This window comes from Dictyobacter sp. Z7_2, from assembly GCF_057551105.1.
Map to the genome: position 1 here is coordinate 5138383 of NZ_BAAJPE010000002.1, position 22076 is coordinate 5160458.

The 22076-nt window shown below is 51.3% G+C and carries 24 protein-coding genes; 16 read left to right on the plus strand and 8 right to left on the minus strand.

The genetic code is table 11. The features are described from left to right. Positions 1-43 precede the first annotated feature (43 nt). Positions 44-745 carry a TetR/AcrR family transcriptional regulator gene (locus AC27N8_RS34950; RefSeq protein ID WP_487074300.1) on the plus strand — a complete coding sequence of 234 codons (702 nt, stop codon included), beginning with the start codon at positions 44-46 and terminating at the stop codon, positions 743-745. Positions 746-1032: 287 nt separating this feature from the next. Then, positions 1033-1827 (plus strand): LLM class flavin-dependent oxidoreductase, encoded by a 795-nt coding sequence (locus AC27N8_RS34955; protein ID WP_487074302.1) that lies wholly within the window; start codon positions 1033-1035, stop codon positions 1825-1827. Between the two features lie 82 nt (positions 1828-1909). Here AC27N8_RS34955 and AC27N8_RS34960 read toward each other — a convergent pair whose 3' ends face one another. Next, positions 1910-2203: an RNA recognition motif domain-containing protein gene (locus tag AC27N8_RS34960; RefSeq protein ID WP_487074304.1), complete on the minus strand. Its 294-nt coding sequence runs from the start codon at positions 2201-2203 to the stop codon at positions 1910-1912. 415 nt (positions 2204-2618) lie between these two features. On the opposite strand from AC27N8_RS34960, the gene AC27N8_RS34965 reads away from it, so the two are divergent. From AC27N8_RS34965 to AC27N8_RS34980, 4 genes are all read left to right on the plus strand, one after another. Further along, the gene (locus AC27N8_RS34965) at positions 2619-2819 is read left to right on the plus strand and encodes a hypothetical protein (protein ID WP_487074306.1); all 201 of its coding nucleotides are present in this window, start codon (positions 2619-2621) and stop codon (positions 2817-2819) included. A gap of 191 nt (positions 2820-3010) precedes the next feature. Then, positions 3011-3532: a PadR family transcriptional regulator gene (locus AC27N8_RS34970; protein WP_487074308.1), complete on the plus strand. Its 522-nt coding sequence runs from the start codon at positions 3011-3013 to the stop codon at positions 3530-3532. A gap of 49 nt (positions 3533-3581) precedes the next feature. Further along, positions 3582-3815, plus strand: coding sequence for a ferredoxin (locus tag AC27N8_RS34975; RefSeq protein WP_487074310.1), 234 nt, complete (start codon positions 3582-3584; stop codon positions 3813-3815). An 80-nt stretch (positions 3816-3895) separates the two neighbouring features. Beyond that, complete coding sequence (locus AC27N8_RS34980) at positions 3896-5152, plus strand: cytochrome P450 (RefSeq protein ID WP_487074312.1); 1257 nt, start codon at positions 3896-3898, stop codon at positions 5150-5152. A gap of 57 nt (positions 5153-5209) precedes the next feature. On the opposite strand, the gene AC27N8_RS34985 is transcribed toward AC27N8_RS34980, so the two are convergent. Further along, complete coding sequence (locus AC27N8_RS34985) at positions 5210-5725, minus strand: GNAT family N-acetyltransferase (RefSeq protein ID WP_487074314.1); 516 nt, start codon at positions 5723-5725, stop codon at positions 5210-5212. A gap of 336 nt (positions 5726-6061) precedes the next feature. Between AC27N8_RS34985 and AC27N8_RS34990 the strand changes: the two genes are divergently transcribed. Beyond that, positions 6062-6658: a DUF4388 domain-containing protein gene (locus tag AC27N8_RS34990; RefSeq protein WP_487074316.1), complete on the plus strand. Its 597-nt coding sequence runs from the start codon at positions 6062-6064 to the stop codon at positions 6656-6658. Between the two features lie 33 nt (positions 6659-6691). On the opposite strand, the gene AC27N8_RS34995 is transcribed toward AC27N8_RS34990, so the two are convergent. Next, entirely contained in the window at positions 6692-8221 is a 1530-nt protein-coding gene (locus tag AC27N8_RS34995; RefSeq protein WP_487074318.1) for a carboxylesterase/lipase family protein, read from the minus strand. 235 nt (positions 8222-8456) lie between these two features. Between AC27N8_RS34995 and AC27N8_RS35000 the strand changes: the two genes are divergently transcribed. Then, the gene (locus tag AC27N8_RS35000; RefSeq protein ID WP_487074320.1) at positions 8457-9737 is read left to right on the plus strand and encodes an MFS transporter; all 1281 of its coding nucleotides are present in this window, start codon (positions 8457-8459) and stop codon (positions 9735-9737) included. Between the two features lie 26 nt (positions 9738-9763). On the opposite strand, the gene AC27N8_RS35005 is transcribed toward AC27N8_RS35000, so the two are convergent. Together AC27N8_RS35005 and AC27N8_RS35010 are read right to left on the minus strand one after the other, a co-directional pair. Further along, positions 9764-10054, minus strand: a complete 291-nt coding sequence (locus AC27N8_RS35005; protein ID WP_487074322.1) for a hypothetical protein — start codon at positions 10052-10054, stop codon at positions 9764-9766. A 37-nt stretch (positions 10055-10091) separates the two neighbouring features. Next, the gene (locus AC27N8_RS35010) at positions 10092-11558 is read right to left on the minus strand and encodes an AI-2E family transporter (RefSeq protein ID WP_487074324.1); all 1467 of its coding nucleotides are present in this window, start codon (positions 11556-11558) and stop codon (positions 10092-10094) included. A gap of 333 nt (positions 11559-11891) precedes the next feature. Here AC27N8_RS35010 and AC27N8_RS35015 point away from each other — a divergent pair, with 333 nt between their 5' ends. Then, on the plus strand, positions 11892-12089 hold the full coding sequence (locus AC27N8_RS35015) for a hypothetical protein (protein ID WP_487074326.1): 198 nt from the start codon (positions 11892-11894) through the stop codon (positions 12087-12089). Between the two features lie 465 nt (positions 12090-12554). Here AC27N8_RS35015 and AC27N8_RS35020 read toward each other — a convergent pair whose 3' ends face one another. Both AC27N8_RS35020 and AC27N8_RS35025 read right to left on the minus strand, forming a co-directional pair. Further along, positions 12555-12866: a hypothetical protein gene (locus AC27N8_RS35020; protein ID WP_487074328.1), complete on the minus strand. Its 312-nt coding sequence runs from the start codon at positions 12864-12866 to the stop codon at positions 12555-12557. A gap of 105 nt (positions 12867-12971) precedes the next feature. Beyond that, on the minus strand, positions 12972-13562 hold the full coding sequence (locus AC27N8_RS35025) for a GNAT family N-acetyltransferase (protein ID WP_487074330.1): 591 nt from the start codon (positions 13560-13562) through the stop codon (positions 12972-12974). 174 nt (positions 13563-13736) lie between these two features. Here AC27N8_RS35025 and AC27N8_RS35030 point away from each other — a divergent pair, with 174 nt between their 5' ends. From AC27N8_RS35030 to AC27N8_RS35050, 5 genes are all read left to right on the plus strand, one after another. Beyond that, positions 13737-14558: a hypothetical protein gene (locus tag AC27N8_RS35030; protein WP_487074332.1), complete on the plus strand. Its 822-nt coding sequence runs from the start codon at positions 13737-13739 to the stop codon at positions 14556-14558. Between the two features lie 323 nt (positions 14559-14881). Next, positions 14882-16015, plus strand: a complete 1134-nt coding sequence (locus tag AC27N8_RS35035) for a cellulose binding domain-containing protein (protein ID WP_487074818.1) — start codon at positions 14882-14884, stop codon at positions 16013-16015. 246 nt (positions 16016-16261) lie between these two features. Beyond that, positions 16262-17503, plus strand: coding sequence for a cytochrome P450 family protein (locus tag AC27N8_RS35040; RefSeq protein ID WP_487074334.1), 1242 nt, complete (start codon positions 16262-16264; stop codon positions 17501-17503). Positions 17504-17731: 228 nt separating this feature from the next. Beyond that, on the plus strand, positions 17732-18358 hold the full coding sequence (locus tag AC27N8_RS35045; RefSeq protein WP_487074336.1) for a TetR/AcrR family transcriptional regulator: 627 nt from the start codon (positions 17732-17734) through the stop codon (positions 18356-18358). A 77-nt stretch (positions 18359-18435) separates the two neighbouring features. Further along, entirely contained in the window at positions 18436-18912 is a 477-nt protein-coding gene (locus AC27N8_RS35050; RefSeq protein WP_487074338.1) for a nitroreductase/quinone reductase family protein, read from the plus strand. Here the strand turns inward: AC27N8_RS35050 and AC27N8_RS35055 are convergent. Next, positions 18909-19742: an LLM class flavin-dependent oxidoreductase gene (locus AC27N8_RS35055; RefSeq protein WP_487074340.1), complete on the minus strand. Its 834-nt coding sequence runs from the start codon at positions 19740-19742 to the stop codon at positions 18909-18911. The genes AC27N8_RS35050 and AC27N8_RS35055 overlap by 4 nt on opposite strands. A gap of 245 nt (positions 19743-19987) precedes the next feature. Between AC27N8_RS35055 and AC27N8_RS35060 the strand changes: the two genes are divergently transcribed. Next, on the plus strand, positions 19988-20893 hold the full coding sequence (locus AC27N8_RS35060; protein ID WP_487074342.1) for a hypothetical protein: 906 nt from the start codon (positions 19988-19990) through the stop codon (positions 20891-20893). A 48-nt stretch (positions 20894-20941) separates the two neighbouring features. After that, positions 20942-21853 carry a hypothetical protein gene (locus tag AC27N8_RS35065; RefSeq protein WP_487074344.1) on the plus strand — a complete coding sequence of 304 codons (912 nt, stop codon included), beginning with the start codon at positions 20942-20944 and terminating at the stop codon, positions 21851-21853. The last annotated feature ends 223 nt before the right edge of the window (positions 21854-22076 follow it).

Here is a 22076-nt window from a genome sequence, read left to right on the forward strand (position 1 = left end):
ACATCGGTCGCTAAGATGAACATAATCGAGGAAAATAATGCTGATGGGGGAGATGTTGGATCAATCACAATCAAGCAAGACGACACAAAAAGCTATCATCACGCGGCAGCGCATCCTGGATACCGCGCTGGGCCTCTTTGCCACCAAGGGATATGAGAAAACTACGATGCGCGAGATAGCTGCTCTGGCAGAGTGCTCGCTTGGATTAACGTATCGCTACTTTGCCAGCAAGGAGGATCTGCTACTGGAGTGGTATCTGACGATGGTGGATCATCTGGGCGAGCAGGCGGCTCAGCTTGGACCAGGGACGATCGCGGACCGCTTTCTGCATATTTTTCTGGCTCAGCTTAAGCTCATGTCTCCACATCACGAATCGTTAGGTGCTATCTTTGGACCGGCACTCAATCCACACGCCCGCACAGGCGTCTTCAGCGAACAGACGCCCGATCTACGGCGTAAGGCATTGGATATCTATATCCAGGTGGTCGCCACTGCGAAGGACGCTCCACGAGGCGCTCAGATCGAGGAGATTGCTATCGTCCTCTACGGCATGCAGCTAGCCCTGACACTTTTCTGGCTGCAAGATCTGAGCCCCGAATCCAAGAAAACATACGAATTTGCTACGTTTTTGCATGATATGCTGGCTCTGATACGTCCAATTTTGCGGCTGCCGGTGGTCTCACATGCGCTGGTCCGCCTGACCAGGATTATTGGTCCTATGCTTGGTGCCTCAAATCTAACCTGAGCCCCGCCTCATCAAAATCCCCAGGATTGCAACAAATGAATCTCCAAAGGCGTCTATTCTTTACAGATAGCTATGCTATCTTATAGTCAGAAAAAAACAGGAAAGATGATTTTTCATGAAGCTTTTTCGCAAAGTCAATGCGTCCTATCAGGCTCACTGTTGAATGTTGGCGTTTTCCTTTGATGTGAGAAGCGAGCGAAAATATGTCCGTAGATGTCATATTTGGGATGTATAGTCATAGTATCTCTACGAAGGAATGTACTATGACTGTAAAGGAGTCCTGATCGATGAAGTATGGCTTTGTTCTGACTGGCAGTGCGGCTGAGGTGGTTGAGCTGGCTCAGGAGGCTGAGGCGGCCGGCTGGGATGGTGTGTTTCTCCCCGATGATTGGATGACTGCCTGGATTAAGCTGACGGCGATTGCTCTGCGAACGCGTTCTGTGGCGCTGGGGACGATGCTGACTCCGTTGCCGGAGCAGTTGCCGTGGTATGTGGCGGCTCAGACGGCGATCGTGGATCAGCTCTCGGGCGGGCGCGTGATTCTGACGGCTGGTCTGGGGGTGTTGGAACTGGATAAGTTTGCTCTGCTGGATAATAAGATACGGGCTCGGCGGCTTGATGAGTCGTTGGAAGTGATTGAGCGTTGGTGGCAGGGAGGGTCGATGCGCTCGTTGACGTATGCGGGCGAGCAGTATCGCTTGAAGGAGATGGTTGCCGATGTCGATTGGTTGACGCATCAGCCGCTCCAGCAGCCGCGCATCCCGATCTGGGTAGTGGGAGGTCCGAAGCGGAGCCAGTTGCGGCGGGCAGCACGTTGGGATGGTGCGGTGGTGAATGGGACAGCCTCGGAGTTGCGTGAGCGTCGGTTGGCGCTTGAGTCCCTGCGAAGTAGCACCGTGCCGCTCGATATCATTACGGAGGGCGAGACGCCTCCCGACGACGCTGGACGCGCCGCTGCGCTGGTCACTCCTTTTGTTGAGGCCGGCGCGACCTGGTGGATGGAGAGTATGTGGGAGAATGGGACGGTTCGCACTTACGATATGCGGACACGCATCCGCTCGGGTCCGCCACGCGTTGGATAATGATGCAGATGTCAGATGAACCTACGCAAAAGCGACCCCCTTGAAATCAAGAGGGTCGCTTTTGGGAATGCTGTCTTTATTTTTAGTATCGCTCGTTGCGATAATTCGAATTGCCTCCACGAGAGCCACCGGTCTGGCGCTCTTTGGCTTCATTGACAGTAATGCTCCGATTGTCAATGGTGGTGCCGTTGAGCTGTTCGATGGCGCGCTGTCCCTCTTCTGGAGTGCTCATGTCGACAAAACCGAAGCCTTTGCTGCGTCCAGTATCACGATCGTTGATCACGGTAGCTGACGTAACAGTGCCAGCCTGTTCAAAGAGGCTGATCAGGTCATTTTCGGTTGTCTGATAGGGGAGTCCCCCAACGTATAGTCTCATGTTAAAAGCTCCTGTGTTCACGCTTCATCTCACGCTCGAAGAAACCGTTTCTCACAGAAGCATTAAAATGATGGTGTGAATTCATATTTTTATTATACCACACCATCCCTATCATTTCTCTCTTTTCCTGTGTAAATTCGTATATGATGAGGTAATTTGGAAAAATTGTCTATCTCAATTGTCATCGAGACTATCATCAGCAGTTGAGTATAAAGCATCTGTGTCGTAATTTTGAGCGTGAAATGTATTTTCTTGTGCTTTTCGCGGGAGAGAAAACATTTCTCTTGTCGATCGGATTTTTCTCTGTTGCTGAAACTGATCAGAAAATAGTTACGTATTATATCTGAATTATGTAGTATAATGGTGTAAGCTAAAGTTAACATTGTCGTTCTCTGAGCTAGAGGGATGGAGCCTGATGTTTCAGCACTGGTCTTATACAAATCTTTTTCTTGTCGCCGCAGTGACTATCTGCGCTAGCTTGACGCTTGGCTATACAGTTCCTGCTTTGTCAGCTGTCTCGACTGTCACGACGCAATTTCTTTTCGCGTTAACAGGCATTGGTGCTCTCTCTCTAGGCTGTGTAGGTATCTATGCAACCTGGCGGCGTGGGTACTAGAAGACACTTTTTCTTTCTCGATCTGCTGCAGGCATAGAGAAGCCACAAGGAAATTATAGAACGTCTCTATAATTTCCTTGTGGCTTTTTGGTTGGGAAAGGATAGCAGTCTCACCTTGACAATGTGGATAGGATAAAGTAATCTAATGAGGTGATAGATTAAAATATCTTATCAAAAGGGGTGCATGCTGTATGTATGTAGATATCTTGATTCTGGCGGAGCTTATCTCTCGACCCTCGCACGGATACGAGTTGAAGCGACATGTGGAGGGTTTGCTGGGAAATTCGCTGACGATCAATGCGAATCAGCTCTATCCGGCGCTGCGACGCTTCGAGGAGATGGGAGCGGTGACGCGTGAAGTTGAGAGTCAGGGTGGTCGGCCGGATCGCCATATCTATCACATCACCGACCGGGGAACGGAAGTGCTCCAGCAGCTCTTGCAGGATTTTTCTGTCGATCAAGCACGCCGCGACGAGGAGTTTATGACTCGTGTGGCTTTTTTTCATCTGCTGGATCGGCAGGCTCGTCTGGATATCCTGGAGACGAGAAAAGAGGTGCAGCAGCAGCGCTTGGAGCATCAAGAGCGTTCCAGCTCGCTGGTGCGTGTTGATGCCCCCAATTATGGGTATGTGACGCAGCTACTGACGTTCCATCAGCAGCAGATCCGCCAGGAATTGCTCTGGATTGCTACACTGATACAGGAGCTTGGATAAGCGCTGTGCTCTTCTGTTGGTGGCTGTAATGAGGAAGGATGATTTGAAGATGCGTGTACTTGTTGCTTCAGATAAGTGTGTCGCAAGTGGGATGTGTGTGCTGGCCAGTCCGACGGTCTTTACGCAGAGCGATGCGGATGGGTCTGTCGAGGTACTCGAAGAGCATCCATCCACGACGCTGATCAAGAAAGTGCGTGAGGCTGTCTATAACTGTCCGGCGCAAGTCTTCAGCATCGAGGACGAGGACGATACATCTCAGATCACGATTGTCAGGGAGGGATGAGTCATCCCGCTCTTGTGGATTGAAGATAGCAGCAGTAGTGACGTTTGTTGGGCAAAAAGAAAAAGGGAGTCATAACGGTTATGAGTAATATACAGGATGTAGATACGACAGCGATCCAGACTGAGGAGCCTCTGGAGTTTCCTTTTCCGTTCGCTGATCATAGCCTTGAATGTCCAGTGAAGTACGAGCAGCTGAGAGCGCAGTGTCCGGTTGCTCACGTGAAGATGCCTTTTGGTGGCGATGCCTATGTGTTGACCAAGCATGAGGATGTTATCAAGGCCTTTACTGATCCCCACAGTGGTATGATCCAGAAGTCCGATGGTGATGTGCCTCGCATGCAGCCAGGACGGGTGATCGGCGTCGATGAGGGATCGCTCTTCTCGGTCTCGGACGCCCGCCATAATAAGATTCGCCGGCTGGTGACGCAGGCTTTTACGGTCAAGCATGCCAATGAGGTACGTCCACGTGTGGTCGCGGTCACGAATGAGCTGATCGATGCGATTGAGCGCAAGGGGCCGCCTGCCGATCTGTTTGAGGATTATGCGATCCAGACACCGATGACGGTGATCTGCGAATTGCTCGGCGTCCCACGCGAAGATGAGGCGCTCTTCCGCGAATGGGGGCATACAATCGTCTCAACCACTGCAATGACTCAGGATGAGAAAGATGCGATGCGCAAAAAGATGACCGAGTATATGATTCCGATCATCCAGCAGGAGCAAGAGCATCCCAGTGATAGCGTGATTGGCTTACTGGTGAAAGCTCGCGAGCACGGTGACGATGTCCTGACCCAGACCGAAATGTTCATGTTTGCCGTTGGGCTGATTGGAGCGGGCTTCGAGACCGTCAGTACAACCTTTACCAATACAGCCTTCGTCGTATTGCAGCGTCCAGATCTGCTCCAGCAGCTCAAGGAGCGCGTCGATGATCCTGAGCGCATGGCGCTGGCGATCGAGGAGCTTCTGAGAATTGTAGCCCTTGGGTCCTCTGGCAGGCCACGCATCACCCGCGCCGATATGACCTTCAGCGATGGTACAACGGTCCCGACTGGCGAAGTATTGATCCTCTCGTCACTCTCGGGCAATCGCGACGAGACAATCTTTCCGCACGCCAACGAAGTAGATTTCGACCGTACATCTAATCCCATGCTCACCTTCGGACGCGGAATCCACGCTTGCCTCGGACAGCAATTGGCTCGCATGGAGATGCAGACTCTCTGGACAACGTTACTTAAACGCTTGCCAGATGTGCGGCTTGCCGTAGATCCATCCGAGGTCCCCTGGCGACCCGAAGGTACTGCGACCTCCGGACCAGCTCATCTGCCCATCGTCTGGTAGAGGGAATCGCTGTTGACTCCGGCTATGTCGTCTTGAGAGGTCGCCGGAGTCAATTTGTCAGGCGGGGAGCTGAGGGTTCTGGGCGGCGTAAAGGTGGAAGAGCTGTCCCCATTGGGTGACTTTGCGGCTGAAGGTCATGCCGATTTTTTCTGCGATGTGAATTGAGACGCTGTTCTCGGGCGGAATGAGCGAGATCAGCCTGGGGAAGCCCTGTTCTTGGAAGCCGTAGTCTTTGAGGGCCTGGATGCCTTCAAGGGCAAGATTGTTTTGCCAGTAGGGACGCGCCAGGACAAAACCTAGCTCCACTTCTGGTTGACCTTCTACTTCCTGATTGAGGAGACCACAGTGTCCAATGAAGCTCTGGTCGCTCTTCAGGATGGTGGCAAAGAAGGAGTGCCCATACATTTGATAGTCGCGGATATATCCATTCAGGACACGCTCGACTTCGCTGCGATCGCGTGGACCTCCCAGGTAGCGCATCACTTCAGGGTCGGAATAGAGTGCGGCCATATCATCCAGGTCAGACAGCGTCAATGGTCGGAACAGGAGATGTTCGGTCTCTAAAATAATCATGCCAAAATCCTCATATGAAAATCGTCAAAAGCGACGATGATTTCTTCTCTCGCTTATTATATGCTTCTTCTCTGTCTCTGACAAATTTTGTATGTCTTCGCTTCGCTCGACCTTTTTTTGCGAGGGGACTAGAATTCAAACTTCGTGTTCAAATAAAATCCTGGCGAGCGTTTATCGAATATTGAGGAATAATTTCTATGGTGAATCTCACATTATCAATCTTTGATGCATCTGGTCTCATCGCATCTCTAGTTTCAGACCGATTGTGATAATATGAGACTGTGCGAGAGGGGGGCTACTGCGTGGAGAGGATTATTGTTGGATGGAGCAGTATAGATGGAATTGCTAGGAACAGCTACAGATAGTCTTACTGATGTGCTTCAAATGCTACAAATGGCTCGAAAAACAGGCATATTGACCTTGCAACGCGCTGGTAAGGGGGATACGGTTGAGCAAGGCGCGCTGGTGCTTCAGAGTGGCCAGATTGTAGATGCCAGTCTGGGATTTAGCAGAGGGAAAGATGCCTTTGATAAATTATCCACCTGGAGCGCGTGTCATTTTGTGTTTCAGGCTTCCTCTCAGACGACGACTCCCAGGCCTCTGCAAACGCCTTATCCGGCGTTGTCGGAGCAGACTCCACCTGCAAGAAGGGGTGACACGTCGCCGTTTCAGGGGCTGGCAGATCGCAGAGAGACGTTTAATGGGTTATCACCAACGCCTGGGATGCCAGCGGCGCCTTATCGGTTGCGCGAAGCCCAGGATGTCCTGCCATATTTCGATCGTCTGGGATTGACGCGCGCGCACCGCCAATTATTTTTATTAATCAATGGTCGGTATCCTATCTCAGAGCTTATGCGACTCTCAGGACAGCGTGCCGACAACTTTGAGCGCCTGATGGCAGATCTGGAACGGGTTGGTCTCGTTCGTCGGTAGAAACTATGTATCTTCAGGCTTTTCAAGTGGAAGTCAATCAGAAGACTGTGCTACTGCGCTCAAAACCTCGCTCCAGCAGAATCCACGCGACTGAAAGCCGGGTTCTGTCTGGATCTCTGGCAGGGCCACGACCTGGCTCTGGATATTGAAGAGCATGGTTTGGCGCTCGTGACTGCTATATTGTGGCCAGGGCGGGAGCATGGATGTGTTGGGGTTGCCGTGACGGATAAAGGAGATCCAGGCTGCATGCATCTGATCGGTCAGGCGCAGATCATCGGGTCCGCAGTGGATGTTCTGGGCCTGGGGAAAGACGCTGAGCTGTTCGCGCAAGCTGCGAATATCTTGTCCGAGGGTCTGCCAGACAAAAGGGACTTCAAGCGCGTGAAACGCTCCGATGGGATTCTTCGACCAGTCGAAGCGATACATCCAGATGGATGCATGTTGATCCGCCTGTGCGGCGGCCAGATCGAGGGCAGGAATGAGGTATTGATAGTTGGTCAATGTTTCTGTCCAGGCGGCTTTAGGTTCCTTGTACTTGATGGCGTGCGCGTACGCTGCCAGGATGGCAGGGGCGTTACTCCCAAAGATGCGGGTGAGGATCTCGGGATTGGGCTGTGCCATGTTGGGGTCCAGGGCAACGAAGAGGTTCGCTTCATGATGGTTGGTGCCTATGAGCGTGGGGATATGGGCAGCCTGCCCCTGCTGGATGGCATCCAGTGGATACTGTTTTAAGACCTGACCATCGATTACGGGTCCGAAATCACGCGACAAGCTGGTCCCGCTGAGCAATTTCATCTGGGCCGCATAGAGCTCTTCGATTGGGAGCGTTGGCAGTGCGGTCGCCGCTTTTTGCGTGTAGGATAGCAGGCGCTGCGTGACCAGATTGGCACTGGCGGCGTCACGAGCTGTCTGACCGGCCCCACTCTCCATAATCGCCTGCGTAAATAATCCACGGGCGGCAGGCATGCTCATCAGCGTCGCCACTGACATCGCGCCCGCCGACTCACCCATCAGTGTCACGTGCGTGGGATCTCCTCCAAAGGCAGTGATGTTTTCCTGCACCCAGCGGAGTGCTGCCATGATGTCTAATAAGCCATTGTTGCCAGAGGTGGCATACTCTTCTCCCAGAGCCTCCCTGAGATACAAGAAGCCGGGCGCTCCAACGCGATAGTTTACTGTCACGACCACGATATCTCCATCGCTGGCAAACGCACTACCGTTGTAGACCGCCTGTGAGCTGGAGCCGGAGACAAATGATCCACCGTAGATATAGACCATCACCGGACGCCTGGCGTTATCCGCTTGAGGAGTCCACACATTGAGGTACAGACAATCCTCCGACATCTGTCCAACAGCCAATACAAGGTTGGTGTTCTGGATCGGACTTGGCCCAAAGGATGTCGCTGCACGTACGCCTGTCCATGCGACTGGAGCCTGCGGCGCTCGGAAGCGCCACTCTTCCAGCGGCGGCTGCGCGAATGGAATGCCTTTGAACACCTGGATCGTGTCCTGTTGGATCCCCTGGACCTTTCCCTGTCTGGTTTCGACAATCGTTGTCTGCATGTCACTCATCCCCATCTTGTGATTTGTTGCAGGTTGCTTTCACCCCGCTTTTATACTGCATCTATATAGCATACCTGATTATTTTTGCATTCTTCAATATATACATACTCTATATAATCGCTGGCAGCATAGAATTTAATGAATAAAAGATCCCTGGCATGGATGATGTGCTTCTCTCTATTTACGTGATATGCTTACCACGTATATCAAAGTACCAGTAAAGGAACCTTGCTCCATGCTCCATCTGCCCGCCCTTCGTCATCGTGATTTCCGCTTGCTCTGGTTAGGTCAGTTGTTTTCTATGGTCGGCTCACAAATGCAGATCATTGTGATCAATTGGCATGTCTATCTTTTGTTGCGCGACCAGATGTATACATTGACTATATGGCACTGGCATCTTGTGCTTAATGCGCAGGCCTTAGGTCTGGGTAGTCTGGGCGCGATACGCGTCTTGCCGATTTTTGTCTTTGCCTTCCTGGGAGGAGCGGTTGCGGATCACTGGGATCGGAGACGGATTATTCTCTGGTCGCAGGTCGCCGCAGGGATATGTGCTCTGCTGCTTGGCATATTGACGTTGCGCGGTGATATTACCATCGGGTTGCTCTATCTGCTCACCGCCTGCAATGCCGCCATCGATGCCTTCAACGATCCGGCACAGAACTCGCTTTTTCCCGAACTGGTGACGCCCGAGGCTTTGCCCAATGCCGCGACTCTCTTTGCCTTTATGTTTCAATTCAGTATTATCGCCGGACCAATGCTCGCTGGCGTGCTGATCGCTCTCTTTCCAATTGGATTCGTTTATTTTGCTAATGCTGTCTCATTTTTGTTTGTGCTGCTCGCCATTCTCTTGATGCATTATCGAAGCAGCCTCCCACAGACCGATGGAGAGCCCTTTCGCTGGCGTACGATGCTTGATGGCTATCATTTTGTGCGCCGGACGCCGTTGATCTGGAACTCTATGTGTCTCGATTTTGTCGCGACGCTTTTCGCCTCGGCTCGGACCATGCTCCCCTTAGTCGCCGGCCAGATCTTGCATACGGGCGCTCAAGGTTATGGTCTGCTGGCAACTGCACAGCCGATCGGAGCGGTCGTGACGGGAAGTATCTTATCGGTCAGGAAGCCGATCCGGCGGCAGGGATATGCTCTGCTTGGCGGCGTGGCGCTCTATGGATTGGCAACGGCTCTGTTTGGATTGACGCCAATCTTTTTCCTCTCCTATCTCTTCTTCGCTCTCACTGGCGTCGGGGATACCGTCTCGACGGTGGTACGGAGTACGTTGCGCCAGCAATTGACGCCTGCACATCTGCGCGGACGTATGATGTCGGTTCAGATGATCCTCGCCCTGGGCGGACCTCAGCTCGGCGAGATGGAATCTGGCCTGCTGACCGCTCTGATGGGGACGTCTCTGACGATTTTTGCTGGTGGTCTGCTGACCTTCCTTGTTGTGGGATGGGTCGCTTGGCGGTATCCCGCCTTGCGTACCCATCAATATACTCTTGCTGATGAAGCTACCTGAGACGTAGCGTATTACTCTGTCAAAAGTCATCGCGCCGATGCGGTATCGGTGATGTGTGTCCAAAACAGCTCCAGAAGGCGATGGGGTGAGAGGCTCACCGACGTAGCGGCGCGGCTCCGCCGTGCTGTCTGTGACTCGTCCGACCACGCTCCCCATGGGGTTCCATTGCGTGATCTTCCCACCGTGGATCGTCTCGTCTGCGTTGCATTCAGATGCACATGGGACGTGTTCGTGCGGGTAGTGACAGCACGGCGGAGCCGCGCCGCTACGTCGGCGAGCCTGAGCGCCTGGTTCAAGGGGCCATCCTCCTTTGCCACGCAACGTCCTTCTGTGTTTTGACAGAGCAGTATGACGCTACTTTTCGGGTGTAATGAATTCTTTGGCGGCGCTGTCGAGCGTTTGTTCGGTGGCCGATTGAAATTCGTGTGGATGCTGTTCGCGCCAGTTGAGCCAGATGACGATGAGCAAGGCCTGGAGGACTCCTGCAACAGGTGAGGCAAAAAGGGCTCCCCAGATGCCAAAGAGCTCTGATCCGGCGATCAGGGCGGCGATCGAGACGATGGGATGCAGTCCGATGGCTTTGCCAACGACGCGGGGGCCGATGATATCTCCTTCCAGAATGTGTACTCCGACAAAGTAGGCTAGCACGAGCAGTCCGATGAGCCAGCCGTGCGTGAGTCCGAGGAGAACGCAGATGGCTCCGGAGACGAGCGTCCCCAGGATGGGGATGAATTCCAGGAAGAAGGCCAGTACTCCCAACAGCAGGGCATAGGGGACTCCTAATATGGACATGCCGACGCCGACCAGGAGTCCGATGAGGCCGCATAAGAAGAGTTGCCCACGAATGTATCCACCAACGACGCGGTTGATGGTGTCCAGCGTGAGGCGCGTCTGTCGGCGGACGCTGTGCGGCGCGTTTTTCCTGAGCCATTTGACGATCCGCTCACCGTCGATGAGGAAGTAGATGCTCAGGACGGCAACCAGTACGATGTTCAAAAGGGCGTCAAAGAAGCCTGCGAGCAGGGGGACAGCACTCCCGGCGACGCTTTTGGCCTGATCAACAAGTTGTCCCTGCACGTTCTGGAATTGTTGTTGCAGTTGCGCTTTCGTGATGCCAAAGGGCGTGAGCAGGTCGAGGAATGATGACAGGTTATGGGATGAGAGATAAGTCACGGCTGAATTGACTTGATCGACGGCAGTGATGGCGATCAGGTAGATGAGGGTTCCTAATCCTCCCAGGACAAGCAGATAGACAATCAGAATCGAGATGACACGGGGAAGCCAGCGTTGCAGGAAGGTAACTGCCGGAGCGAGCGCGAAAGCCAGTATGGCGGCGATCACAAGCAAGAGCAGGGTGGTGATGACGTGCTGCGCCACAATCAATACGAGATAGAGTACTCCAGCCCAGGCCAAGATAGCGATGGGGATATCACGACGCTTGTTCCATTTGGCGGTCTGCCGTGCCAGATCAGGCTCATCTTCAGGCTCATCTTCAAGGTCATCGATAAAGATAGGTGGGAGGGTCGTGGCGTCGGTGTGTGGTCTGGCAGCAATCTTTGGTCTGGCGGTCCTGAAGAGGCGCTGTCGCAGCTGCCCAACGAAGCCGCTCGGTGCCGCTGTCGCGTTTGACGCGACTGGCGCGGGTGGGACAGCTTCGTTGGTACTCTCTATGGCATCTGTGCTCTCTGTCGCGTCTGGTTGCTCTGGTTCGATGGATGCCGGCGGAGATGTGGCGTCTGGTTGCTGGTTGTCGGTGCTGGCATCGATGGCATCTTCACCAGATGAATGGGACGCGTCTCTCTCATCGGAATGAGAAGTCATAATATTTTGTTTCCTTTGTCTAGCATTTGTGCATACATATTCTCTGCGTCGCTCTAATAAAAAGTGGGATGATAAAAGTCTTTTCTTTATTACGCGAAAATCGTTGCTGTGGATGATGATATTCTATCATCTGAGCCAGGCCGCTTGAAGTTATCATCATGAAATTAAAAGGAGGAGAGCACAGGCCGGAATCCATCCGGCCTGTGCTCTCCTTTCGAGTGCTTAGCGTGTATATAAAATTGTTTGTATAGTCGATCGAGCTGTTATGTTATCGTCCCTTTACCTGGATGTCAGGTACCGCATGAGGCGCTGTAGCATAAGGAGGGAAATGCGGTGGGAATGGTGGATATGGCGGGTAGTATGGAGGGAAATGCGGTGGGAAGTATGGAGGGAAATGCGGTGGGAATGGCGGGTAGTATGGAGGGAAACGCGGTGGGAAGTATGGAGGGAAATGCGGTGGGAATGGTGGATATGATGGATAGAAGCCCGATGGCGGGAACGATGGTGGGAAGTCTACCGTGGCATGGATAGCGACACTGGCAGCTGACTGTTGACTTATATTGGAGGCGGCATGTGCGCTATGGGGCGCAAAAATTCCGGCCAATCCAAGGATGAGAATAGCAGTTCCGAGTAACTGTTTACTTCTGGATAGTTTTTTGCGACAGTTTTTCATATTACACCTCATATTTTACTTATACTACACAAAGAGTTCATGTAGTATGACTGTTATGGGCGAGACTACGATCTGTAACGATCATAATCCTCTGTTATTATTATAAAAAGTGGAACAATCGAGAATCGTGTATCAAGTTAAAGTGAAACAAAAGGGGGAAAAGTGTGTAAAAAAGAGTGAGAGATGCCAGAAAGAAGAGGAAAAGTATACTGCATGTGGAGAGAAGTGCTAGCAAGAAGGGAGAATGTATGGAAGGGCGGGGAGAGAAGTATAAAAAAAGGCAGAGGTGATATCATCCTTACCTCTGCCATGTAGCGTAGCTGTTATTTTTGATCAACCTGCTCTTTCCAGGCTCGCTCCAGCCTGGGATCAAGGTAAGCTAGCGTGAACATTGGCTCCTCATCCTGCTCAGAGTCGACTTGCTGGAAACCAAGCGCCGGCGTTTGACGCTCGTCGTTGAAGTAATAGAGCAGATCGAGTGGACGTTCAGGCTGCTTTTCGGTCTCTGTGAACGAAGCATTATCCTCTATCTGATGCTCGATGAGCGGGCTCCCCTCAACGAGTCCCTCCTGCTTGGAGACGAAAGTACGGATGGTAGCCTGCTTGTAGCGATCTTTGGGTAATGAATTTGACATATGAATGACGATCCCTTTCTCTTGTATTCTTATCCCGCTACATGGAGTACGCATCAGCACGCCAGGATGGATACGCAGAAGGGTCTGAGATACGATGACTGCTTGTTATATCTTTTGCTGTCGATCTTCAGGTGTCATGGCAAAGATGAGCGTGTTGCGCAACTGGCCCGAGGTGTTGAGCTTGTTGTTGCGTAGCCGTGCCTCTTGCACGAAGCCCAGGCGCCGGGCGACAGCGGCGCTGCGCTCGTTTCGTTCGTCGCAGCGGATCATGACGCGGTTAGCGTCGAGATGGCTAAAGGCATAGTCGGTCAGGAGCTTGACAGTTTCGGTGACGTAGCCATGTCCGGTCTCCGAGACGCGTACCCAATAGCCGATCTCGAAAGAGCCAATCTCCCAGCTATGGACATGCAGGCCGCTGCTGCCGAGATAGCGTCCTGTGAGCTGGTTCCAATAGCCCACATACATGTTTGTACGCAGTAGCCATTCACTTGTCCAGTGGACAAGACGATCTTGTACCTCTTCTATGGATTGGTTCTCATCGGCCCATGGCTCCCACGGCCTGATGTGGTCACGAGACTCATTGATTGCCTCATAGACTGCTGGCGCGTCGCTCTGATGGTAGGGACGGACGACGACACGCTCTCCTCGGAGTTCTTCAAAGAAAGGAATTGCTGTGTAAGGTTTTTTGTGACTCATGCTTTCTTCCAATGCTTAAATAGCTGTAATTATTGCATAATAGTCGAAACAGAGATATAGATATGATATCCTCTATTTGTGGTAAAATAGGATCAGGCAGACTTTATGCCTGCGTGCTTTATATTGTAACTCATCGTTGAGTGGCTTGTCTATTGACAGAAATGGATTTCTCTGATGAACGAAGATTTGCTGTATAAGTTGGCTTTTCGACTTTCTGGTCGTCAATATGGTGAGAATATGGGTGGGCACCAATTGTTGCTGGAGCGTTTGCCCGAGTCTCTACCCATTCCCGTACCTATGCCTGAGGGGAGTCGTGTGCTGGCCTCGACTATTTATGATCCTACCGATGTGGGTATTCTGCTGGATGTTCCTCTTACTTTTCTTCAGGTGCGCGATTTTTATCAACGTGAGCTGTCTGGCGATGGTTGGCAAACGCTGGATGAGGCGCATGGCTTCCATCGTGGTGGGTTTGTGCATATGCAAGCGATGGGAGGAAATTATCTACATTATGTCTATAACTCTGATTGGAATGTAAATATCATCATAGTGACTCAAGAGGGCCAGGATTTTACCGATGTGCGTTTGCAAATAAGTCACATAGATGATGAAAACACTTTACGTAGGCAGCAAAGGCGCTTTGGCCCTGATCTGCTGAGCCTGTTTCCCGCGATAGTGGCACCTGCAGGTGCTTCTCAGCGCCATCATCATAGCGGTAGTCAAGGCCATAGTAATATGAGTTCCGGTGCACGCTTGGAACTGCCGGAGGAATGGACGATTGCTGATCTGTCGGAACATTATACACGCCAGCTTATCCGCGCTAAATGGACGCAGCATGATCAGGAGTCAGCCCCCCATTCGTACTGGTCGACCTGGGAGTTTCTGGATAAAGAGCAAGCTACATGGGAAGCTACTTTTTATCTGTTTCGGCTAGCTGGAGACAAGATTCGTTATCAGCTCACCTTAGATGCGTATTTGAAGGGCAGCACACTTTTCTGATCTTATTCATTTTTGTGAGTTTTAGCAATGCATTGCATGGTGATGTCAGTGCATTGCATTTTTTTTGTGATTTTTGAAGAGTTACTGACGATTTTTTAGCTTGACTGGCGCTTGTGCATCGTTTACGCTTAATGTGTTCGATACTATCTGGTGCTTATGGAGTACAAGGGTATTTATCAGGCTGCAGAAGCGGCTTGCGAAGTGCTTTATTTGTACTGCGGGCAGCTATCTGACTGGAGGGATTCAGAAAGGTGAAAGCAAGGACGCTTATTGCATTTTTCTTTCTATTTATGTCGTTGTTGATTGCCACTGTTATTCCTGCAATGTTGACTACGCAAAGAGACGTGTTTGCCGCAGGGAATACTCCTGCGGTATCTACACTCTGCAAGGTGGATTATCAGGTGAATCAGTGGACGGGAGGATTTGTCGCGCAGATCCAGCTGACAAATTACGGTGCAGCACTGAGTGGCTGGAAGTTGACCTGGACGTTTGCGGGCAATCAATTGATTACTTCTGCGTGGAATACGCAGATTACTCAGGCTGGAACTGGTGTGACTGCTGTTAATACCAGTTCCAATAGCTCTCTGCCCTCCAATGGAGCAGTACAGTTTGGCTTGCAGGCGACGTATAGTGGGACGAATGCTGTCCCCACCGACTTCGCGCTGAATGGCATCTCCTGTGGTGATCTTACAGGTGTCACTCCGACGCCCACAGCGACGGCCCCGATAACAACTCCGACCGCGACGCCAACTCCGATCGCCGGGACGTCGTGTGCTAAGGCTGTCTTCTGCGATGGCTTTGAGGGCCAGACTGGATCAACTCCGACAGGTTCCTGGCAGGTGAGCTATCCGAATTGTCAGGGCGCGGGGACGGTCTCGGTGGATAAGACGGTGGCGCATAGTGGCACGACATCGATCCGCGTAAATGGCGCCGATGGCTATTGCAATCATGTCTTCTTTGGCACAAGCGCGATTGCGACCGTGGGGACCGATGTGTATGTGCGCCTCTTTATCAGGCATACAACTGCTCTGCCGATTGGTCATGTGGCTTTTGCTGCGATGAAGGATACGCATGATGGCGGGAATGATCTGCGCTTCGGCGGCCAGAATGCTGCTCTGCAGTGGAACCGCCAGTCAGACGATGCGACGCTTCCTGCGCAGAGTCCTGTAGGTGTATCCATGAGTATGCCTCTACCGGTCAATCAATGGTCGTGCGTCGAGTTCGAGGTCAATGAGGCGCAAGGGACGATGCGTACCTGGTTGAATGGTGCTGAGGTGGCCGGTTTGCATCTCGATGGCACTCCGACGGCCGATGTCGACTCTCAATGGTTGAGCCGCGCCAACTGGCGTCCCGCCCTGGCAGATCTGCGATTGGGTTGGGAAAGCTATTCGGGCGGCGCCGATACGCTCTGGTTTGACGATGTGGCACTGGGCTCACAACAGATCGGCTGTTCATAGAAAGGCTTGGCCTTCAAAAGATTGATAACGATTTAGCATAATAACCCAAAAAGATACCCCCATTGAGATCCTCCCTGCTCTGGCTTCCTGGCAGACGAGGATCTTTTTTTGCTGAAAATGGCAGGCATGAGAGGATTTCTAGCACATAGCTCTTTTCCTTGACAGGCGTCTCTGTAAATATTATACTGAGTATAAGTTTTGTTTGAGTATTAAATTAAATTGAGTATAAAGATAAAGGAATGAGATATGAATAACGCGAACAGTAATGCCGTGCCGAGAAGGATAAATCCAGCAGCGCTTTTTGATGCGGATTTTGCGGCCAATCCGTTTCCTCTCTATGCGCAGTTGCGCTCAGTTGGAGCGGTCGTGTCTGTGCCCGTTCCGTTTGGGTCGGACGCAGGCTCGTTCTGGATGGTAACACGGCTTGAGGAAGCGGTTCAGGTTTTGAAAAATCGACTTTTTACGGTTGATCCATCCACTATCTCCTGGGATGATGGTCGACCAGCACAGCCGCGTGGCATGGGTGGCTTGCTAGGACAATCGATGATTGCCGTCGATGAGCCTGACCATCGGCGCTTGAGAAGTCTGGTCTCGAAGGCATTTACGCCAAAGTATATCCAGAGCTTACGTCCCGGTATCCAAAAGATTGCCGATGATTTGATCGATCGCGTGCAGGAGCAGGGTCAGATGGATCTCATCAATGATTACGCTTTTCCTCTACCGATCAATGTGATCTCGAATATGATGGGTGTGCCTTCCGAGGGGCAGGCGTTGATTCGCGAGTGGTCGGAGATGTTTTCTGGTGGTGGAGCAACCAGTCCGGATAGATCTCGTCTGCTGGTCACGCAGACATTTGCCGATTACCTTTTGCAATTGATTGCCGAGAAGCGAGCGCGTCCCCAGAATGACCTGATTAGCCAGCTGGTGCAGATCGAAGATAGTGGAGATAAGCTCAGCGAGGATGAGCTTATCTCGATGATGGCTTTGCTCATTTTTGCGGGCCATGAGACAACTTCTAATCTGATCGGCAATGGCACGCTGATGCTCTTCGATTATCCAGAGCAGTTGCAACGTCTGATCGCGGATCAAAGTCTCGTACCAGTCGCCGTAGAAGAGTTTTTACGCTATAATGGTCCTGTCCTCTCGCCGGCACCGCGCTACGCGGCCGAGGATGTGGAGTTGGGTGGTCAGCTGATCCATAAGGGCGATATGGTGCTGACGGTGTTGGGGTCAGCGAATCACGATGAGACACAGTTTACGCAGCCTGAAGAAATGGATATTGCTCGTAGCTTGAATCGTCATGTGGCCTTTGGACAGGGTATCCATGTGTGTCTGGGAGCTCCGCTCGCTCGGCTGGAGGGCGATATCGCCTTTAGCACGTTGCTGCGACGCTTGCCCAATTTGCGCCTGGCTATTCCTCGCGATAGCGTCAAGTGGCGCTCCAATTTCACCTTGCATGGCATCATCAGTTTACCTGTGAGCTTTTAAAGCGTCAATCCGTGTCGAGCGGAGCGAGGACACCGTAGCGTCGCACGCTCGCGTGCGATGTCCCACGCAACGTACGATCAGGCCCGCTCGCGTAGAGCACCGGAATTGGGCCGTCTCGTACGAGTCCCAGGGATATCGCACGCGAGCGTGCGACGCTACACAGTCTTCGCTTCGCTTGACCTCTTTCTGCAAAAAAATGAAGCACACCCGTGGAGTGAAAGGAGTCTCATGGATAAAGAGGAGCTCATGCGTCTACCTTTGCGTGAGCGCAATAAACAGCGTGTCATCCAACGTATCCAGGAGGCCGCCTTTGCGCTGTTTCGTAGTGTCGGGTACGATCAGACGACGATGGATGCGATCGCTGAGCAGGCCGAGATCAGTCGTGGTACCTTATTCAATTATTTCCCCACGAAAAGCTCGCTGTGGTTCTCTTTTTTGAAAGTAACCTATGTAGAATCTGTTCAGCCCGACGTAAATGCTTATCTGGAAACACAACCATCCACGTTAGATGCTCTGCGTTTTCTCTTCACAAGTATCTACGAGCATATCTTTCGACTGCCTGAGATGGATCATGCCTTCCAGGCTTTGCAAAAAGAAGTGTTGCAGGCTCACCCTAAAAACGCTGACATCAACAAAGATACGGGCTTTATCGATACAATCCAGGCCATCTTGCAGCATGGGCAGCGGCGAGGCGATATCCGTACGGATATTTCGCTTGAGCAGCTGACACGTTATGTGACGGTTTTGTCTCTTTCCTATTTTACTGAAGTCTTTGGTTACAGCACTTCACCTGTATGTATACTTGAAATTGATAATCTGCTGGCTTTTATTGGTTCTGGATTGCATCAACAATAATTGCTGCTTTTGCGTATCTATGTCTCATATTATCGTGATATGGATTTTGTTTATTAATACATTGAAAGGTGCTAATCATGTCTACTGATCAGGACACAGCGGTACGAGGTCACGAAGACACCGCATTTGGAAAAGTCACCAAGCGTCTCTTTACCTCCTTGCACGCCGGGCTCTTTCGGTTATCTGGTGGCAAGCTTGGTACAGCCGCGCCCGACCGCGAATTTTTGCTCCTGACAACCCGCGGACGCGTCAGTGGGAAAGAGCGCACGACGCCGCTTTTCTTTTTTCCTGATAGGGGACGCAGTATCGTGATTGCTTCTAACTGGGGATCAGCTCAGCATCCGCAATGGTGGCTCAATCTCCAGGCCGATCCACATGCGTGCATCCAGATCAAGCAGCGACACCTGAAGGTGGTGGCGTCGCAGGCTGAAGGGGATGAGCGTACACGTATCTGGACCGCCTTGACCAGGCAATATCAGGAATTCATCAAGTATCAAGAAGGGACAACGCGTGCGATCCCCGTTGTCATCCTGACGCCTGAGGAAGAAAGTTAGTAGGTGGGTGGCCCCTGGCGGATACGTGCGCGCACGTTGGCAAGCGTGTCGTTGCCCAGGAAGCCCTCCTGCCACCAGGTGACTCCGGCTTCAGCGTAATGTGTGAGCTGACGCGCTGCCTCTGCTGGATCGAGGTCGCCAACATGACCGGCGACAACAACGTCAAAAGGCATATTCGTCGTGCGGTGCCCCTGGATATAGGTGAGCATCGCGCGGACCTCGTCGGGTTGTATCTCGTGTCCCACGGCGATCGGGCAGACTCCATCCCAGCGGGCAGCACGGCGCATCGGAGTCTTGTTCGGCCAGATGCCTGAAACCCAGATGGGGATGCGGGGCGATTGAAGTGGCGGGGGGAGAAATTGTGTGTCGCGTACAGTATAGTGCTGTCCTTCATAGCGAAAGGGGAGGCCGCTCCACAGGCCAGTGAGCACATCAAGTCCTTCGTCGAGCTGGGCGGCATGGATCTTATCATCTGTCGACTCAGCAAAGGTGCTGTACTCGTGGAACCAGTTATCACCGCCGATCCCCACGCCTACGATGAGGCGTCCGGCGGAAAGACGATCAAGCGTTGCGGTCTCGCGAGCGAGCTTCCAGGGACGACGGCGAGGCAGCGGAGTGACTAGCGCTCCGATCCGTATCCGTTGCGTTTGGAGCGCAATAGCGGTAAGAGCTATCCAGGGATCAGCGACCGGCACGCCCACCTCGGCCTGGAGATGATCCCACAAAAAGAAGCCATCCCAGCCAGCCTCTTCGGCTTCATGGGCCAGCTCTGCAAGGATGCGGGCATCGGCAAACTCGCCAAAAGGGGGAAGGTTGAGTGCATAGTGCATAAATTTCTCCAATGAAATAACATACTAACGCAAGATGAAGCAGTTTCCTTCTGTATCTGCACCTTGTACATCTTAGTATTTAGTGAGGAAAATTGCAAACGAAATCCTCTCTTTCATAGTATATGGACAAGATTACCACGCCATGAATCTCAAGCATTCGCAATGTCGTATTGAAAAGTAGGTAGATGTAAGGAATCATAGATGTTAGAACTATTTATGCATATATATTTTATGAGGTGGAAGCTATGCAATATAGCGAAAATGGATCGGTTGCCACGCAAAAAGATCCTATCTGGCATCGCTTACGTGTAGAACTCTTCTGGTATCTTGTCGTGGGGATTGCATGGATCATTTCTATTCTTAATAGCTTGAGATCTGTATGGATGTCAGCGGATTCATTGCGCGGTGTTATGATCTTTGAATATTGTGCCTACTTGCTGGTCATCATCACGATTGTGGTTGATCGATTTTATTTGCCAGCCTACTGGCGACGCATCGGGCAGAGGCGCGATGCGGCTTTGTCTGGGCGCTACGCTGTGATGTCTCCTTTTCAGCCAGTGCATGCGGTCAAGCAATTGGCTGTCCCAACAACTTTTTCTCTCCATTTGAGTAAGACGACGTGGATTGTGGGGGGAATATGTGGCGGATTGACCATAATTTCCTGGGTGGTAATGGCAATTGTCTCATTTTATCAGCTTGCTACAGATAGTAGCGTTTTTTTTATCTTGGCGTTCATATTTAGTATTCTGGGTCCCATGATACTGATTATCTTTGCTTTTTATTACTTTGTTTTTCTGCGTTATCATATGCAGCGTATAGAGGTCAGTGAAGAAGGTCTGAGTGTTTGCTATATGAGGCAGACACGCTTTCTACGTTGGGATGAGATACGTGTCTTTGCTACATATGGTGCAAAATGGGCGGGCAAAAGTAATCAGGTGAGGACATATGAGGTGGCAAGCGAGCAACTTGTTGTGCGCTGGTCACCGTTGCCGGCTATGAATATGTTCCTGGCAGTACAGAGTAGTCGGCATCGCAGGGAGGATTGGAATTGGCTGGTGAAGCGTCTGAATATTTGCGTGGCGGCTCGTACACATCTGGATCTGCTCGATTTGGGCGATAAGGCTGCTAGCAGGTCTTCCGTCAAGAAATGAGTTGATACTCTTATAATTATATGAGTATATATTAAAAGGATGATTTGTATGCAGTATAGCAGTGCTGAATCTCTTGTGACGCGTGATGATTATATCTGGAAAATGCTGCGGATGCAGCACTTCTGGATGATGCCTCTCTCCATTTGTATGGTAGCTTTCGCTATTTATACATTTTCCATTTTTTTAAATGTGAGTGTGATTTTTGGTCTGGGTACCTTTTTTTTCGCGTTTATTTGTATCTATTTGACGCTTAATCAGTTCCGCTGGGAAAGATATATGAGGGCGGTTGGGACAAGGAGAGATGGCGCTTTGAGTGGGGCACAATTTTCAACTGTCCCTGTTCAGTCGCTGAAGCAATTTCCTCTCCCTGCGACGCTTAGTTTGCGCACGAATAAGATATCTTTATTCATAATAAGCATAATCACTTTTAGCACTGCTGTTTATCTACTTTTCACATTGACGTTTCCGTCAGTACGTCATAATAGAGATGATGAGTTAGGTCTCTTTTTAGCGCTTATCTTTATTTTCAGTGCTTTCCTTCTGATATGTATGGTTTTGGCCATCAATCTATCTCAACCTTATAAAGAGCAGCAGATTGAGATTAGTGAGCAGGGAATTAAGACACGGTTTATGCGTCAGGAGCGTGCCTTGCTCTGGGATGAGATGCGTGTCTTTGCCATGTATGAAATGCAGCAAACCTACAAAAGCGGCGCCCCCAAATTGTATATATACGAAGTCTCGAACGATCAGAGTATTGTACGCTGGTCTCAGAAGTCCGCCGGCAGGTCATTCTTATCTGTACAGAGCAGCCTGGGTGAAAAAGAGGATTGGAATTGGTCGATTGGGTGTGTGAATGCGCTTGTGGCAGAACATACTGGACTTCCTTTATACAATCTGGACGAGGATAAGCAGGATCAATCTTCCAATGAGCCTGGTCATATGGCGAAGCCGCAGGCGTGAGGAAGCCACGCTTCCCAGCGTTTGAGGTGTGTTAAATGGATGTGAACCTTTCTCCCGAATTACTGTTTACGTATGTGGAGGGTAAAAGGATGTGCTAAAGCCGGTCCAATACGCATCAACCTAAGAAAATGCCAACGAATATACGATGTATACATGCATAAATTGAACAGAATAAAAAAGATATATATGATATATATGCGAGGTTTACGGGCGCCGTAAACGG